The sequence below is a fragment of the Rhodococcus sp. IEGM 1318 genome, assembly GCF_033142465.1.
GTDB lineage: Bacteria > Actinomycetota > Actinomycetes > Mycobacteriales > Mycobacteriaceae > Rhodococcus_F > Rhodococcus_F qingshengii_B.
This window is the reverse complement of the sequence record NZ_JAWLSC010000008.1, coordinates 277,146-292,973: the sequence shown is the minus strand read 5'-3', so window position 1 is coordinate 292,973 and position 15,828 is coordinate 277,146. Positions and strand designations below refer to the sequence as shown.

At 62.1% G+C, this 15,828-nt stretch carries 14 protein-coding genes and 2 tRNA genes; 13 read left to right on the top strand and 3 right to left on the bottom strand.

Annotated elements, in window-relative coordinates; all coding sequences use genetic code 11:
- Positions 1-217: 217 nt before the first annotated feature.
- The 10 genes from R4P65_RS20415 to R4P65_RS20370 all read left to right on the top strand — a co-directional run bounded on the left by R4P65_RS20415 (position 218) and on the right by R4P65_RS20370 (position 10,997).
- On the top strand, positions 218-2,158 hold the full coding sequence (locus R4P65_RS20415) for an acetolactate synthase large subunit (protein WP_317827897.1): 1,941 nt from the start codon (positions 218-220) through the stop codon (positions 2,156-2,158).
- The gene (ilvN, locus tag R4P65_RS20410) at positions 2,155-2,658 is read left to right on the top strand and encodes an acetolactate synthase small subunit (protein WP_003944718.1); all 504 of its coding nucleotides are present in this window, start codon (positions 2,155-2,157) and stop codon (positions 2,656-2,658) included. The genes R4P65_RS20415 and ilvN overlap by 4 nt, the downstream gene beginning before the upstream one ends.
- Positions 2,659-2,711: 53 nt before the next feature.
- Positions 2,712-3,713 (top strand): ketol-acid reductoisomerase, encoded by a 1,002-nt coding sequence (gene ilvC / locus R4P65_RS20405; protein ID WP_172436500.1) that lies wholly within the window; start codon positions 2,712-2,714, stop codon positions 3,711-3,713.
- Positions 3,714-3,963: 250 nt separating this feature from the next.
- Positions 3,964-5,556: a phosphoglycerate dehydrogenase gene (gene serA / locus R4P65_RS20400; RefSeq protein WP_230812823.1), complete on the top strand. Its 1,593-nt coding sequence runs from the start codon at positions 3,964-3,966 to the stop codon at positions 5,554-5,556.
- 75 nt (positions 5,557-5,631) lie between these two features.
- Positions 5,632-6,645: a 3-isopropylmalate dehydrogenase gene (locus R4P65_RS20395; protein WP_003944691.1), complete on the top strand. Its 1,014-nt coding sequence runs from the start codon at positions 5,632-5,634 to the stop codon at positions 6,643-6,645.
- Positions 6,646-6,729: 84 nt separating this feature from the next.
- Positions 6,730-7,503 carry a fumarylacetoacetate hydrolase family protein gene (locus R4P65_RS20390; protein ID WP_317827896.1) on the top strand — a complete coding sequence of 258 codons (774 nt, stop codon included), beginning with the start codon at positions 6,730-6,732 and terminating at the stop codon, positions 7,501-7,503.
- A gap of 388 nt (positions 7,504-7,891) precedes the next feature.
- Entirely contained in the window at positions 7,892-9,052 is a 1,161-nt protein-coding gene (locus tag R4P65_RS20385; protein ID WP_317827895.1) for an alkane 1-monooxygenase, read from the top strand.
- Positions 9,053-9,124: 72 nt separating this feature from the next.
- Positions 9,125-10,600: a glutamate--tRNA ligase gene (gltX, locus tag R4P65_RS20380; RefSeq protein WP_317827894.1), complete on the top strand. Its 1,476-nt coding sequence runs from the start codon at positions 9,125-9,127 to the stop codon at positions 10,598-10,600.
- Between the two features lie 156 nt (positions 10,601-10,756).
- Positions 10,757-10,828: transfer RNA gene (locus tag R4P65_RS20375), tRNA-Gln, on the top strand.
- A 96-nt stretch (positions 10,829-10,924) separates the two neighbouring features.
- A tRNA-Glu gene (locus tag R4P65_RS20370) sits at positions 10,925-10,997 on the top strand.
- A 139-nt stretch (positions 10,998-11,136) separates the two neighbouring features.
- On the opposite strand, the gene R4P65_RS20365 is transcribed toward R4P65_RS20370, so the two are convergent.
- From R4P65_RS20365 to R4P65_RS20355, 3 genes are all read right to left on the bottom strand, one after another.
- Positions 11,137-11,334 (bottom strand): DUF5302 domain-containing protein, encoded by a 198-nt coding sequence (locus R4P65_RS20365; RefSeq protein ID WP_095969209.1) that lies wholly within the window; start codon positions 11,332-11,334, stop codon positions 11,137-11,139.
- Between the two features lie 74 nt (positions 11,335-11,408).
- A complete protein-coding gene (locus R4P65_RS20360) occupies positions 11,409-11,921 on the bottom strand; it encodes a pyridoxamine 5'-phosphate oxidase family protein (protein WP_230812831.1) in 513 nt (170 codons plus the stop codon).
- Between the two features lie 55 nt (positions 11,922-11,976).
- Positions 11,977-12,678 carry an IclR family transcriptional regulator gene (locus R4P65_RS20355; RefSeq protein ID WP_230812834.1) on the bottom strand — a complete coding sequence of 234 codons (702 nt, stop codon included), beginning with the start codon at positions 12,676-12,678 and terminating at the stop codon, positions 11,977-11,979.
- Between the two features lie 178 nt (positions 12,679-12,856).
- On the opposite strand from R4P65_RS20355, the gene leuC reads away from it, so the two are divergent.
- From leuC to R4P65_RS20340, 3 genes are all read left to right on the top strand, one after another.
- The gene (gene leuC / locus R4P65_RS20350) at positions 12,857-14,278 is read left to right on the top strand and encodes a 3-isopropylmalate dehydratase large subunit (protein ID WP_019747936.1); all 1,422 of its coding nucleotides are present in this window, start codon (positions 12,857-12,859) and stop codon (positions 14,276-14,278) included.
- Between the two features lie 28 nt (positions 14,279-14,306).
- Positions 14,307-14,915 carry a 3-isopropylmalate dehydratase small subunit gene (gene leuD, locus R4P65_RS20345; RefSeq protein ID WP_019747937.1) on the top strand — a complete coding sequence of 203 codons (609 nt, stop codon included), beginning with the start codon at positions 14,307-14,309 and terminating at the stop codon, positions 14,913-14,915.
- Positions 14,916-15,072: 157 nt separating this feature from the next.
- Positions 15,073-15,702, top strand: a complete 630-nt coding sequence (locus R4P65_RS20340) for an HU family DNA-binding protein (RefSeq protein WP_019747938.1) — start codon at positions 15,073-15,075, stop codon at positions 15,700-15,702.
- The last annotated feature ends 126 nt before the right edge of the window (positions 15,703-15,828 follow it).

The following is a 15,828-nucleotide window of genomic DNA, read 5'->3' as shown; positions in this document are numbered from 1 at the left end:
TATCTCAGATTCTGGGACGGTCGACTCACCAAGTTTGCCGTTCGCGACTAGCGCCTCTACTGTCGAGTGCGTGAAACAGAATGAGTTGCTCGTAATCGGCCGGCGCGTCGTCGCCTGAGTCGATTTTTCAACTCACCAGATAACGACGCGCCACCCTCGCTCAGCAGATGCTGACGGGGGTTTTTTGTTGCCCGGAGCCAAATCAGAGGATTTCCCAGTGAGCGCACCAACAGCACGGCCTCAACCAACGCCGCGCAAGTCAGGGACACCGAGCCCGACAACCGCGGCTGCCGCAACCCAGACGGCCAACCGTCGCCAGCTCCCGCCTGAGCGGGTAACCGGCGCGCAGTCTGTGGTTCGAGCCCTCGAAGAGCTCGAGGTCGACACGGTATTCGGCATTCCCGGCGGTGCCGTGCTCCCGGTTTACGACCCACTCTTCGATTCGGTCAAGGTCCGCCACGTGCTCGTGCGCCACGAGCAGGGTGCAGGGCACGCTGCCACCGGTTACGCCCAGGCGACCGGCAAGGTCGGCGTGTGCATGGCTACCTCGGGTCCCGGTGCGACCAACCTGGTCACGCCGCTGGCCGACGCGCAGATGGACTCCGTTCCGATCGTCGCGATCACCGGACAGGTGGCTCGCTCGCTGATCGGTACCGACGGCTTCCAGGAAGCCGACATCTCAGGCATCACGATGCCGGTCACCAAGCACAACTTCCTGATCACCGACGCGATCGACATCCCGCGCATCATGGCCGAGGCGTTCTACCTCGCAGCCAGCGGTCGCCCCGGCGCCGTCCTGGTCGATATCCCGAAGGACATCCTGCAGTCGCAGACCACGTTCTCGTGGCCGCCGGAGATGCGTCTGCCGGGATACCGCCCGGTCACCAAGCCGCACGGCAAGCAGGTACGTGAAGCTGCACGTCTGATTGCAGACGCCAAGTCGCCGGTGCTGTACGTCGGTGGCGGCGTCATCAAGTCCGACTCCTCGCCGGAGCTGCTCGAATTGGCCGAGCTGACCGGAATCCCTGTCGTCACTACATTGATGGCTCGCGGCGCGTTCCCGGACAGCCACGATCTCAACTGCGGTATGCCCGGTATGCACGGCACCGTTGCCGCGGTCGCCGCTCTGCAGCGTAGCGATCTCTTGATCACCCTCGGCGCGCGTTTCGACGACCGCGTCACCGGTCAGCTGAATTCCTTCGCGCCCGATGCCAAGGTCATCCACGCCGACATCGATCCGGCCGAGATCGGCAAGAACCGCTACGCCGACGTCCCGATCGTGGGCGACTGCAAAGAGGTCATCACCGAACTCATCGAGGCTATCCGTGCCGACATGGCCACGGGCACCACGTTCGAACTCTCTGAATGGTGGGTGTACCTGAACGACATCCGTCGCACGTACCCGCTGAGCTACGACCGTCCCACCGACGGTCAGCTGAGCCCGGAGTACGTCATCCAGACCGTCGGCAAGCTCGCCGGACCGGATGCCATCTACTGTGCCGGCGTCGGCCAGCACCAGATGTGGGCCGCGCAGTTCGTCGGTTACGAGAAGCCCCGCACGTGGCTCAACTCGGGTGGACTCGGCACCATGGGCTACGCGGTTCCCGCAGCCATGGGCGCCAAGATGGGCATGCCCGACACCGAGGTGTGGGCGATCGACGGCGACGGCTGCTTCCAGATGACCAATCAGGAACTCGCAACCTGCGCACTCGAAGGTATTCCGATCAAGGTTGCCCTGATCAACAACGGCAACCTCGGCATGGTGCGTCAGTGGCAGACACTCTTCTACGAAGAGCGCTACTCCAACACCAACCTCGGAACGCACGGCGCCATCCGCATCCCGGACTTCGTCAAGCTCGCAGAAGCATTGGGCTGCCACGGAATTCGTGTCGAGCGCGAAGAAGATGTCGAAGCTGCGATCCGTGAGGCGCAGTCCATCAACGACAAGCCTGTCGTGATCGACTTCATCGTCACCGCCGACGCGCAGGTGTGGCCGATGGTCGCTGCCGGAACGAGCAACGACGAAATCATGGCGGCCCGGGGCATCCGGCCGCTGTTCGACGACGACGAGGCAGTAGCCGAGCCCGCCGTCATCCACGAAGCCATGTCACGCGAGCAAGCCGGACCCGCCGCGGGCACAGGGGAGGATCAGAAGTGAGCACCAGTCACACCCTCAGTGTTCTCGTCGAGGACAAGCCAGGCGTGCTGGCTCGCGTCTCCGCACTTTTCTCCCGCCGCGGATTCAACATCGAATCCCTTGCGGTGGGTGGAACCGAGATCCCCGAGATCTCACGTATGACCATCGTCGTCACGGTCGACGAGTTCCCTCTCGAGCAGGTGACGAAGCAGCTCAACAAGCTGATCAACGTCATCAAGATCGTCGAGCAGGACGGTGAAGCATCCGTCGCTCGCGAGCTCGTGCTCATCAAGGTGCGCGCAGATGCAAGCGTGCGCACGCAGGTCATCGAAACGGTGAACCTGTTCCGCGCCAAGGTGATCGACGTCTCCCCGGAGTCTGTCACCATCGAGGCGACCGGTACTCGGTCCAAGCTGGATGCACTGCTGCGGATGCTCGATCCGTACGGTATCCGGGAGATCGTTCAGTCCGGGGTCGTGGCAGTCGGTCGAGGGCCGAAGTCGATCACGGCCACCCGCTAGTACTTTTAGACACGTAAAAATCCAAGGAGAGGTTGAGAACTGTGGCAGTCGAGATGTTCTACGACGACGATGCCGATCTGTCGATCATTCAGGGCCGCAAGGTTGCTGTGATCGGCTACGGAAGCCAGGGCCACGCCCATTCGTTGAGCCTGCGTGACTCGGGCGTCGATGTGCGCATCGGCCTCAAGGAAGGCTCGAAGTCGCGTGAGAAGGCGCAGGAGCAGGGCCTGACAGTCGGTACGCCGGCCGAGGTTTCGGAGTGGGCCGACGTCATCATGGTGCTCGCACCTGACACCGCTCAGGCGAGCATTTTCACCAACGACATCGAGCCGAACCTCAAGGACGGCGACGCGCTGTTCTTCGGTCACGGCCTGAACATTCACTTCGACCTGATCAAGGCTCCGGAGTTCGTCACCGTCGGCATGGTCGCCCCTAAGGGACCCGGCCACCTGGTGCGTCGTCAGTTCGTCGACGGCAAGGGCGTTCCCGCGCTCATCGCCATCGACCAGGATCCCAAGGGCGAAGGCCAGGCTCTCGCTCTGTCCTACGCCAAGGGCATCGGCGGAACCCGCGCAGGCGTCATCAAGACCACGTTCAAGGAAGAGACCGAGACGGACCTCTTCGGCGAGCAGGCCGTGCTGTGCGGCGGCACCGAGGAACTGGTCAAGACCGGTTTCGAGGTCATGGTCGAGGCCGGCTACGCACCCGAGATGGCGTACTTCGAGGTTCTGCACGAGCTCAAGCTCATCGTCGACCTCATGTACGAGGGTGGCATCGCACGCATGAACTACTCGGTGTCCGACACCGCTGAGTTCGGTGGATACCTCTCCGGACCGCGCGTCATCGACGCCGACACCAAGGAGCGCATGAAGGCGATCCTGGCCGACATCCAGTCCGGCGAGTTCACCCGTCGTCTGGTTGCCAACGTCGAGAACGGCAACACCGAGCTCGAGGGCCTGCGCAAGGCAAATGCCGAGCACCCCATCGAGGTCACCGGCAAGAAGCTGCGCGACCTGATGAGCTGGGTCGATCGTCCGATCACCGAAACCGCGTAATTCGCAGTTTCACGCTCCACGTCTCCACTGGCCTGATGCCGCGCCGGTTCAATTCCGTTGAACCAGCGCGGCATTGGGCCCGAGTTGTTTTCCGGGCTGGTTGAGCCCGGATTCATATTGCATCGAGAATTTGCCCGCGAAAGTGTCCACTATGTGGTATTGCCTACCGCGTTGTGGATTCGAAGTCAGCGCGCACTAAACTGTCGGTGGTTAAACCACCTTCACGCCCACCTAATCAGGGAGTTTGCACGTGAGCCAGCCTGGCCGTCCCGTTGTTCTGATCGCCGACAAGCTCGCGCCGTCCACAGTCGAGGCGCTCGGTGACGGTGTGGAGGTGCGTTGGGTCGACGGACCCGACCGCCCGGCGCTGCTCGCCGCGGTACCCGAGGCCGACGCGATTCTCGTCCGTTCCGCCACCACCGTCGACGCCGAGGTTCTGGCTGCCGGCACCAAGCTGAAGATCATCGGCCGCGCCGGTGTCGGCCTGGACAACGTCGAGATCCCCGCAGCCACCGAGCGCGGCGTGATGGTCGTCAACGCACCGACCTCCAACATTCACTCCGCTGCCGAGCACGCTGTCGCGCTCCTCATGTCGACCGCTCGCCAGATTCCCGCAGCAGACAAGACCCTGCGTGAGAACACCTGGAAGCGAAGCAAGTTCAACGGTGTCGAGATCCTCGGCAAGACCGTCGGTGTCGTCGGACTCGGCCGCATCGGCCAGCTCTTCGCGCAGCGTCTCGCTGCGTTCGAGACCACGATCATCGCGTACGACCCCTACCTGCCCGCAGCGCGCGCAGCGCAGCTCGGCATCGAACTGGTCACCATCGACGAGCTCGTAGAGCGCGCCGACTTCATCTCCGTGCACCTGCCCAAGACCAAGGAAACGGCCGGCCTGATCAACGCCGAGCGTCTCGCCAAGGCCAAGGACGGCGTCATCATCGTCAACGCCGCACGCGGTGGTCTGATCGACGAAGATGCGCTCTACGACGCACTGGTCTCCGGCAAGGTTCGCGGCGCCGGCCTCGATGTGTTCAGCACCGAGCCGTGCACCGATTCCAAGCTCTTCGGTCTCGACAACGTCGTTGTCACCCCGCACCTCGGTGCATCGACGTCCGAGGCTCAGGACCGCGCAGGCATCGACGTGGCGAAGAGTGTTCTCCTTGCTCTGGCAGGCGAATTCGTTCCCGAGGCCGTCAACGTCTCCGGCGGCCCCGTCGGCGAAGAAGTTGCTCCGTGGCTCGAGCTCGTCCGCAAGCTCGGTCTCCTCGCTGCGACGCTGTCGCCCGAGGCAGTTCAGACCGTGCAGGTTGTCGCCACCGGCGAGCTGTCGGCCGAGACCGTCGACATCCTCGGCCTGGCTGCACTGCGCGGCGTGTTCTCTGCCAGCAGCGACGAGGCTGTCACGTTCGTCAACGCTCCGGCACTTGCCGAGCAGCGCGGCGTGACCGTGTCGGTCGAGAAGCACTCCGAGGCTCTTGCTCACCGCAGCGCGGTCGAGGTTCGTGCAGTTGCCGCCGACGGCACGGTCACGTCGGTCACGGGCGCACTCACCGGCCTGCAGCAGGTCGAGAAGATCGTAAATATCAACGGACGCAGCTTCGACCTGCGCGCCGAGGGTCACAACATCGTCGTTCACTACAGCGATCGTCCGGGCGTTCTCGGTGTGCTCGGCACGGTTCTCGGTAACGCGAGCGTCGATATTCTCGCCGCAGCGTTGAGCCAGGACGCCGAAGGCGAAGGCGCAACGGTCATCCTGCGCGTCGACCGCGTCGTCGGTGACACCGAGGTCGACGCAATCGTCTCGCAGCTCGACGCTCGCGTCGCCCAGGTCGACCTTTCCTGATTTGTTTTTGCTGTGCGCCTTTGTTGACCGCCCGCGGTTAACAAAGGCGCACAGTTCTACTGAGATGAGGACTCCATGAAGCTTGCGGTCATTCCGGGTGACGGAATCGGCGTCGAGGTCACAGCCGAAGCGCTCAAGGTGCTCGGCAAGTTGGTTCCGGATCTGGAAACCACCGAATACGATCTCGGTGCCCGTCGCTACAACGCCACCGGCGAGCTGCTTCCGGCCGACGAGCTGGACCAGATTCGTCAGCACGACGCAATCCTGTTGGGCGCCATCGGGGATCCGCGGATCGTCGCACCCGGCATCCTCGAGCGTGGTCTGCTGCTGAACATGCGTTTCCAGCTCGATCATCACGTGAATCTTCGCCCCGCACAGCTGTATCCGGGTGCGTTGTCGCCGTTGGCGGCTCAGCCGGAGATCGATTTCGTCGTCGTTCGTGAAGGAACCGAGGGTCCGTACACCGGAAACGGTGGAGCGATCCGCGTCGGTACCGATCACGAGATCGCGACCGAGGTGTCGATCAACACCTGGTTCGGTGCCGAGCGCGTGGTGCGTTACGCATTTGCCTTGGCGCAGACCCGGTCCAAGCACCTCACCTTGATTCACAAGACCAACGTGCTCTCCAACGCGGGCGCAATCTGGACGCGTGCAATCGAGACCGTCGGCGCCGAGTTCCCGGACGTCGAAACCGCGTATTGCCACATCGACGCGGCCACGATCTACATGGTCACCGACCCGTCGCGCTTCGACGTGATCGTCACGGACAACCTCTTCGGTGACATCATCACCGATCTCGCCGGCGCGGTGACCGGTGGAATCGGTTTGGCCGCAAGCGGAAACATCGACGCGTCGGGTACCAACCCGTCGATGTTCGAGCCGGTGCACGGTAGTGCTCCCGATATTGCAGGCAAGGGGATCGCCGACCCCACTGCCGCGATCCTGTCCGCTGCACTGCTCCTTCGTCACCTCGGTCGCGAAGACGACGCCGCTCGGGTCGAGGCAGTAGTTGCCGCGGACCTGGCAACGCGAGGCGAAGGACCCATCTCCACCACGGAGATCGGTGACCGGATCACCGCAGCACTGTAGGGATTCTTCTCACGAGACTGACGCGCGTAAGCCTTTCGGCTTGCGCGCGTCAGGCGTATCCGGCACCCGGATAGACTTGCGTTCATGCGTCTTGGTCGAATTGCCAGTCCCGATGGTGTTGCGTTCGTCAGTATCGAAGGTGAAGAGGATGCCCTCGTCGCCAAGGAGATCGCGGAGCACCCGTTCGGGAATCCCACATTTACCGGCCGAAGTTGGCCACTCGCCGATGTTCGCCTTCTCGCCCCGATTCTGGCCAGCAAGGTGATCTGCATCGGTAAGAACTACGCCGACCACATTGCCGAGATGGGCGGCGAAGCTCCCGCGGATCCCGTGATCTTCCTCAAGCCCAATACGTCCATCGTCGGTCCGGGTGCCCCGATCGTCTTGCCTCTCACCTCCAACGAGGTGCACTTCGAGGGTGAACTCGCGATAGTCATCGGTCAGCCGTGCAAGGACGTTCCCGCGGCGAAGGCGTTGAGCGTGGTCCTCGGCTACACAATCGCCAACGACGTGTCGGCGCGTGATCATCAGCGTCACGACGGGCAGTGGACGCGTGCGAAGGGGCACGACACCTTCTGCCCACTCGGACCCTGGATCGAAACCAGCCTGGATGCGTCCGACGTCGACATCAAGACCGAGGTGAACGGTCAGGTCAAGCAGGACAGCAGCACGGCTTTCCTCCTCCACGACATTCCTAAGATCATCGAGTGGATCTCGGCGGTGATGACACTCCTGCCCGGCGACGTCATCCTCACCGGCACACCGGCCGGAGTCGGCCCGATCGTCGACGGGGATTCCGTGTCGGTCACGGTCTCGGGGATCGGCACGCTCGCGAACCCGGTGACCGCCAAGAGTTGATCTGACCCAGTTCGTTCAGTCACACGACGACGGAGGCCCCATCCTTACCGGGTGGGGCTTCTTTCGTGCTGTGAGCTCGCGAGTTGTCCATCGAGGAAAGTTGCAAGATGGTAACTATCAGTCAGGGGTGGTCTGGATTGTCACCCGACTTCAGTCGATGGCGCTCTGGGACTGGCCTGCAGGTTTCATGAGTCAAGCGAAGCGTCGTCAGATCTGTTCTGGCATTATGATCGAAATTCCCGGATTGGAGGCCTTTGCCGTAAGGGTTTGCCGCCGCAACCGATATCAGACCAAATTCCCTGAAATGGAACGTTGAGCAGTAGGGTGGCCGATAACTGGATAGAAGCCATGGGGCAATCGAGTGGATTGCGCAGAAACGCGGTGACAGATGACGATTTTCGCGGAAGCCTCCCGGATGGCGGCTGGGGGCGCGCGAAACGGGCAGCGGCCGGTGTGGCGAGACAAGAAGCGCCGCCTGTGGCCGTTGGGTTTGCTGGTGCCTCTCAGTCCCTTTGCTGCCTGGTTCCTGGTCGACAAGTTCAGCCTGGGGCTCTTCTGGGCCATCGGGGCGTGGCTGATCGTCATCGTCATTCCTCTGATTGATCTCCTGGCAGGCGAGGACGGGAACAGTCCTCCGGACGAAGCGATTCCACATCTGCAGGAGGATCGTTTCTACCGCTGGTGCACGTACTTGTTCCTGCCACTTCAATACCTCGGTCTCGTGTTCGTCGCGTGGTGCTGGGTGAACGCGCCGATGGCTGCGGGGGAGAAGTTCGCTCTCGCGATGACCGCCGGTGTTGTTGCCGGTGTGGGGATCAATGCGGCACATGAACTGGGGCACAAGAGTGAGAAGCTCGAGAAGTGGCTCGCGAAACTAGCGCTGGCGCAGTCCTTCTACGGCCATTTCTACGTCGAACACAACCATGGTCACCACGTCCGCGTCGCGACGCCGGAGGATCCGGCCAGTTCGCGCTACAGGGAGAATTTCTGGTTCTTCCTGCCTCGCAGTGTCGTCGGCGGTCTGCGCTCGGGATGGCGGATCGAAAGCGCTCGACTGAAGCGTCAAGGACGGCGAACCTGGAGCTGTCGGAACAATATCTTGAACGCGTGGGCGATGAGCGTTGTTCTGTTCGGCGGCCTGATTGCGCTGTTCGGGTGGGAAATCGCTCCGTGGCTGGCCGTTCAGGCGATTGCGGGATTCACGTTCCTCGAGACCGCCAACTATCTCGAGCATTACGGATTGCTTCGCGCAAGGAGGCCTGACGGCTCGTACGTTCGCTGCTCACCAGAGGACAGCTGGAACAGTGACCACGTGGTCAGCAACCTCTTCCTCTATCAGCTTCAACGCCACAGCGACCATCACGCGAATCCGCGTCTGCGGTATCAGAGCCTGCGCAGCGCGGCCGAAGCGCCGCAACTTCCTGCGGGTTACGCGGTCATGATCGTGTGCGCGTGGGTGCCACCGCTGTGGCGAAAGGTCATGGACAAGCGACTACTCGCCTACTACGACGGTGACATGACGAGAATCAACGTCCTACCGGGTAGGTGATCGGGGGATGGAGGAAGCGCTACCGGACTAACCTGTAGTACGACCATCCACCATCGCCGAGCCAAGTGAGCCATGACCAACAGCGAAGTACGCGTCCGTTTCTGCCCGTCACCCACCGGAACCCCGCACGTAGGTTTGGTGCGCACCGCCTTGTTCAACTGGGCATTCGCACGACACCACGGCGGCACGTTCGTGTTCCGTATCGAAGACACCGATGCGCAGCGCGACAGTGAAGAGTCCTACCAGGCCATCCTCGACGCCCTCCGCTGGTTGGGGCTCAACTGGGACGAGGGCCCGGAGGTCGGTGGGCCGCACGCGCCGTATCGCCAGTCCGAGCGTCGTGACCTGCATCTCGACGTCGTAACCAAGCTGCTTGCCGCGGGTGAGGCCTACGAGTCGTACTCGACCAACGAAGAAGTGGAAGCGCGGCACAAGGCTGCCGGCCGCGATCCGAAGCTCGGATACGACAATTTCGATCGCGACCTCAGCGAAGAGCAGCGCGCCGCCTACATTGTCGAGGGTCGCAAGCCCGTCGTCCGACTCCGGATGCCCGATCACGACCTGACATGGAACGACCTGGTCCGCGGCGAGACCACGTTCAAAGCAGGCACCGTTCCGGACTTCGCGTTGACTCGCGGCAACGGCATTCCGCTGTACACGCTGGTCAACCCGGTCGACGACGCGTTGATGAAGATCACCCACGTACTACGCGGTGAGGACCTGCTGTCCTCGACTCCTCGTCAGCTCGCGTTGTACGAGGCATTGATCCGCATCGGTGTTGCCGATTTCACACCGTCGTTCGGGCACCTGCCGTTCGTGATGGGTCAGGGCAACAAGAAGCTTTCCAAGCGCGATCCCGAGTCCAACCTCTTTATTCACCGTGATCGGGGCTTCATTCCCGAGGGACTGCTGAATTATCTGGCTCTGCTCGGGTGGAGCATCGCCGACGATCACGACGTCTTCTCGCTCGACGAGATGGTGGAGGCCTTCGACGTCTCCAAGGTCAACTCCAACCCCGCGCGCTTCGACCAGAAGAAGGCCGACGCGATCAACGCCGAGCACATTCGCTTGCTCGAGCCGGCCGACTTTGCGGCCCGACTGAAGTCGTTCCTGGTGGAGCATGGCCACATCGGCGCCGACGTCGACGAGGCGACGTTCACTGTTGCTGCGGACCTCGTGCAGACGCGCATCGTCGTTCTGTCCGACGCGTGGGATCTGCTGAAGTTCCTGTTCGTCGACGAGGCGTCGTTTGCCCTCGATCCGGCTGCAGCGGCAAAGAACCTGAAGGAAGATGCGGGACCGGTTCTGGACGCATCGCTTGCTGCGCTCGACGGTGTCTCGGAGTGGACGGCGGCAAGCATCGAGGAAGCTCTCAAGAAAGCCCTCATCGAGGATCTGGAGCTCAAGCCGCGTAAGGCCTTCGCCCCGGTGCGAGTGGCGATCACGGGCTCTCACATCAGCCCTCCGCTCTACGAGTCGATGGAATTGCTCGGTCGGGACGTCTCTCTCGCGCGGCTGCGAGCAGGTAGGGCAGCCGTAACCGCTTAGATTGGGCGGTCTTCCGGCCGAAAATGAAGCAAAAACCTCCCGTGACCATACGATTTGGTGTTTGGGGCAGGGGTACTGGTAATCTTCTTTTCGGCCGGAGACGAGCCGCCGAGCACAACAGCGAAGCGGATCGGGTAAGGCTGGTGAGCAAGACCTTGGGGTATGGTGTAATTGGCAACACAGCGGTTTCTGGTACCGCCATTCTAGGTTCGAGTCCTGGTACCCCAGCGGAAATCCGGTCGATTTTGTGGCCGGACTCAGACAAGCTAAGCTTGCTGAGCATCCAAGAGCAAGACTGAAATACCACGGTTAAAAGCGTGTTCTGGCCCCGTCGTCTAGCGGCCTAGGACGCCGCCCTCTCAAGGCGGTAGCGCGGGTTCGAATCCCGTCGGGGCTACAAAGGAAAGACCCTTCGATCATCGATCGGAGGGTCTTTTCGTATGTCCAGGAAACTTTCATCGGGTCACGAAAAGCAATCACCCCCAATCGAATTCGACTGGGGGTGATCGTTATCTCACTCTGTCGTCCGCTAAAGGCTATCCGCTCTTGCGGCGGAACTCTCGCTTGTGATCGGCAGGGCCATGCGTGTTGTGGACCTTGGACTGTCCGTCGCGATGGTCGGTCGATTTTGCGTTCTGATGATTCTTCCGTTCGAGGGCCTCACGGAACTTTCGTTTGGTCTCCTCCGATTGGGATTCGGATTCGGACGGGGTGTTGCTGTCGAGATCGCTCATATGCTCACTCCTTGTTGTTGGGCCTGTTGGTGAAACTACGCCGGCCCGAATTCGAATGCTCGTGATTTTGTTGCTCACGAATCTCGGGGCTGCGGCGGCGGTGCGGTAGAGCCGGATAGAGGCATCGCAGGCATCCCGAGCTTGCGGTGGTCCCACGAACGAGTTCGATCGGGAACGAACCGTACCGCGACGCGTTTGTGGAGCATCGCGTCGACGGCCGGGCGGACATCGTCGGTGTACGGGCCGGTGTATCGCTCCCAGACGCTGATTCCCACGGCGAAGAGGGCATCGGGATCCTCGACGATCACTCCCGTGCCTTCCATCGAGACCCCTCGGAGCGTGTCGTACGTCAGGCCGTCTTCGATCAGCACCGACATACGGGCGTCCCGGCGAAGATTGACGGCCTTCTGCGACTTGGCTTTGGTCTCGAACCAGATTTCGCCGTCGACTATCGCGAACCACATCGCGATCAGGTGAGGCATTCCGTCTGCGCTCAACGTCGCCATCGTTGCCGTGCGGCTCTTTTCGACGAAGCTCGAAATTTCGGCCTCGGTCATCGTGATCTGACTACGCTGCTTTCCTGCCATGGTCGCGTCGTACTCCTACGTGCTCGAGGATCTGAAGACCTTACTGTGTCACGAATTACAGACGCTTGTGGAGCGCTTCGGCAGCTGCGAGAAGGTCGGCGGCCCAGCGCGCTCCCGGTCGCCGACCCATCCGGTCGATGGGGCCGGAGACCGAAATCGCGGCAATGACAGTACCTGCGGAGTCGCGGACGGGAGCCGCGACGCTGGCGACACCCGGCTCACGTTCGGCTGCGCTCTGTGCCCAGCCGCGCCGACGCACCTCGAGGAGCACTCGTTCGCCGAACGACGCATCGGCGAGAACGGTCCGTTGGGTTTGTGGATCTGCCCATGCGAGAAGGACCTTGGCGCCGGATCCGGCATTCATCGGCAGCCGGGCCCCGACGAGAACCGTGTCGCGCAAACCTGTCGGAGGTTCCATCGATGCGACGCAGATGCGTTGTGTGCCTTCTCGGCGGTACAGCTGGACGCTTTCGCCGGTGATTTCGCGAAGGCGGGGGAGGATGAGTCCGGCCGCCGCAATGAGTGGATCATTAGCGGTGGCAGCGAGTTCGGCGAGTCCAGGCCCCGGGCACCACTGACCGTCCGAGTCGCGGGTGAGGAGTCGGTGGACTTCGAGGCCGACGGCGAGTCTATGGGCGGTTGCGCGCGGCAAACCGGTTCGTGCACAGAGTTCGGTGAGGCTGCATGGTTCCTCAGCTACTGCATGAAGCACGCCCATTGCTTTGTCCAGGACGCCGATGCCGCTATGCTGTCTCATAGGTCGATACCAGTTTCTCGCATAGTGGGATGCTACCGCATTTCCTGGAGGGATAGCGCATTTCATGGTGGGATAGCGCATTTCCTGAACGGCTAGTGCATTTCCTACGGAAGTTGGGGACCTACTTCACGCGCGGCGGGCCAGCCCGTAGTCCGCCGACGCGAGGCTACGTACAGAGGTGGAAGACATGGCACAGAAAGCACGCACTCTCGCCGAGAAGGTGTGGGACGACCACGTTGTCGTGAAAGGGGAGGGGCAGGATCCCGACCTTATTTACATCGATCTCCACCTCGTTCACGAAGTGACGAGCCCGCAGGCATTCGACGGACTTCGCTTGGCCGGACGCCCGTTGCGCCGTCCCGACCTGACGATCGCCACCGAGGACCACAATGTTCCGACGATCGACATCGACAAGCCGATCGCCGATCCCGTGTCCAAGACTCAGGTCGACACCTTGCGCCGAAATTGCGAGGAGTTCGGAGTTCGCTTGCACCGCATGGGCGATCTCGATCAGGGCATCGTGCATGTGGTCGGACCGCAGCTCGGCCTGACTCAGCCGGGAACCACCGTGGTGTGCGGCGACAGTCATACGTCGACGCACGGCGCATTCGGTGCGCTCGCAATGGGAATCGGCACCAGCGAGGTCGAGCACGTGATGGCGACGCAGACATTGTCGTTGCGCCCCTTCAAGACCATGGCGATCACGGTCGACGGCGAGCTGCCTCCTGGCGTCACGAGCAAGGACTTGATCCTGGCAGTCATCGCCAAGATCGGCACCGGCGGCGGCCAGGGCTACGTCCTGGAGTACCGCGGCGAGGCCATTCGCAAACTGTCGATGGAAGCCCGTATGACCATCTGCAACATGTCGATCGAGGCCGGAGCCCGTGCGGGCATGATCGCACCGGACGAGACCACTTACGAGTTCATCAAGGGCCGTCCGCATGCACCGTCGGGCGCAGAGTGGGACGAAGCCGTCGCCGCGTGGGAGTTGCTCAAGACCGACGAGGGCGCCGAATTCGACAACGAGGTCCACATCGACGCAAGCGCATTGACACCTTTTGTCACGTGGGGAACCAATCCGGGACAGGGTGCACCGCTCGGTGACCGTGTTCCCGATCCGGAACTGATCGTCGACGAGAGCGAGCGTCAGGCTGCCGAGAAGGCGCTCACCTACATGGGTCTCGACGCCGGCATGGCGCTTCGGGATGTTGCTGTCGACACCGTCTTCGTCGGTTCGTGCACCAACGGACGCATCGAAGATCTGCGCGCGGTGGCCGAGGTGCTCGAGGGTCGCCATGTGGCAGAGGGCGTTCGGATGCTCATCGTTCCCGGCTCGATGCGGGTGCGTGCTCAAGCCGAAAGTGAAGGTCTCGGTGAAATCTTCACGGCGGCAGGGGCCGAATGGCGCCAGGCCGGTTGCTCGATGTGCTTGGGAATGAACCCTGACCAGCTTGCTCCCGGCGAGCGTTCGGCATCGACGTCCAACCGGAATTTCGAAGGCCGACAGGGTAAAGGCGGTCGGACCCATCTGGTTTCCCCGCTCGTCGCGGCTGCCACTGCGGTCCGCGGAACGCTCTCGGCACCGGCCGATCTGGTCTGACCCACTTACCATCTCGAGGAGAATTTCGATGGAATCCTTTACCACGCACAAGGGTATCGGCGTCCCGCTGCGACGCTCGAATGTCGATACCGATCAGATCATCCCTGCCGTGTACCTGAAACGGGTGACGCGCACGGGATTCGAGGACGGGCTGTTTGCAGGCTGGCGCACCGACCCCAACTTCATTCTCAATCTGGCTCCGTACGACAAGGGAAGTGTCCTCGTAGCCGGTCCCGATTTCGGCACGGGCTCTTCGCGTGAGCATGCCGTGTGGGCTCTCTCCGACTTCGGATTTCGGGTCGTCATCGCTTCCCGGTTCGCCGACATCTTCCGCGGGAACGCCGGAAAAGCCGGTCTCGTAGCGGCACAGGTCGAGCAGAGCGACGTCGAATTGCTCTGGAAGTTGCTCGAAGAGCAGCCCGGACTGGAATTGACAGTAGATCTCGAGAATCGGACCGTGAGCGCCGGAACTACGGTGGTGCCGTTCAATATTGACGACTACACACGGTGGCGTCTGCTGGAGGGTCTCGACGACATCGGACTGACATTGCGGCAGGTAGAAGCGATTTCCGAGTTCGAAAAGTCAAGGCCTTCATGGAAACCGACTACCCTTCCAGCCCGAATTTCGCAGGGCTGAACCGAAATCCGCAACTCCGCGCGGGAAGAGAAATAGGTCACCATTTCGCAGTCACGTTGAATGAGAATTGGCGTGGCACATAGACTCTTGCCGTTATCAGGTTTACCGTGGTTCTCAGTCGGTCCGACGGTGGACCACAATTAGCGGAGGAATTTCAATGAACAAGGCAGAGCTCATCGATGTTCTGACTGAAAAGCTGGGTTCGGACAGGCGCACAGCGACCGACGCAGTGGAGCACGTCGTGGACACCATCGTCCGCGCCGTCCACCGTGGCGAGAGCGTGACCATCACCGGCTTCGGAGTCTTCGAGCAGCGTCGTCGTGCAGCACGTGTTGCACGCAACCCGCGTACGGGCGAGACCGTCAAGGTCAAGCCGACGTCGGTTCCGGCTTTCCGTCCGGGTGCGCAGTTCAAGGCTGTTATCGCTGGTGGACAGAAGCTTCCGGCCACCGGCCCGGCAGTCAAGCGTGGCGTAGCAGCACCGGCCACCAAGGCTGCAGCCAAGAAGGCTGCTGCCAAGAAGACCGCAGCCAAGAAGGCTCCGGCTAAGAAGGCTCCGGCCAAGACCGCAGCCAAGAAGACGGTTGCCGCCAAGGCTCCCGCCAAGAAGGCTCCGGCCAAGACCGCAGCCAAGAAGACGGTTGCCACCAAGGCTCCCGCCAAGAAGGCTCCGGCCAAGACCGCAGCCAAGGCTCCGGCCAAGAAGGCTCCCGCCAAGAAGGCTCCGGCCAAGACCGCAGCCAAGAAGGCTCCGGCCAAGAAGGCTCCGGCCAAGCGCGGCAAGTAGTCGCGTTCGGGTGAAAAACCCGATGCCGTAAGACAAAGAGGTGGGGGCCCCGGGTGCATACCCCGCCGGCCCCGCTTTTTGTTGTGTGGGTGGCGTGGTAAATACCCCCGGGTTCATGGGGTTGTA

What these genes read in the sequence shown, in the direction of transcription:
- R4P65_RS20365 (WP_095969209.1), bottom strand. Translation starts at nt 11,334, where the DNA reads ATGAGCGATCTCGACAGCAACACCCCGTCCGAATCCGAATCCCAATCG.
- gltX (WP_317827894.1), top strand. Translation starts at nt 9,125, where the DNA reads ATGACCAACAGCGAAGTACGCGTCCGTTTCTGCCCGTCACCCACCGGA.
- R4P65_RS20390 (WP_317827896.1), top strand. Translation starts at nt 6,730, where the DNA reads ATGCGTCTTGGTCGAATTGCCAGTCCCGATGGTGTTGCGTTCGTCAGT.
- leuD (WP_019747937.1), top strand. Translation starts at nt 14,307, where the DNA reads ATGGAATCCTTTACCACGCACAAGGGTATCGGCGTCCCGCTGCGACGC.
- R4P65_RS20355 (WP_230812834.1), bottom strand. Translation starts at nt 12,678, where the DNA reads ATGAGACAGCATAGCGGCATCGGCGTCCTGGACAAAGCAATGGGCGTG.
- R4P65_RS20395 (WP_003944691.1), top strand. Translation starts at nt 5,632, where the DNA reads ATGAAGCTTGCGGTCATTCCGGGTGACGGAATCGGCGTCGAGGTCACA.
- R4P65_RS20340 (WP_019747938.1), top strand. Translation starts at nt 15,073, where the DNA reads ATGAACAAGGCAGAGCTCATCGATGTTCTGACTGAAAAGCTGGGTTCG.
- R4P65_RS20385 (WP_317827895.1), top strand. Translation starts at nt 7,892, where the DNA reads ATGACGATTTTCGCGGAAGCCTCCCGGATGGCGGCTGGGGGCGCGCGA.
- ilvC (WP_172436500.1), top strand. Translation starts at nt 2,712, where the DNA reads ATGTTCTACGACGACGATGCCGATCTGTCGATCATTCAGGGCCGCAAG.
- R4P65_RS20360 (WP_230812831.1), bottom strand. Translation starts at nt 11,921, where the DNA reads ATGGCAGGAAAGCAGCGTAGTCAGATCACGATGACCGAGGCCGAAATT.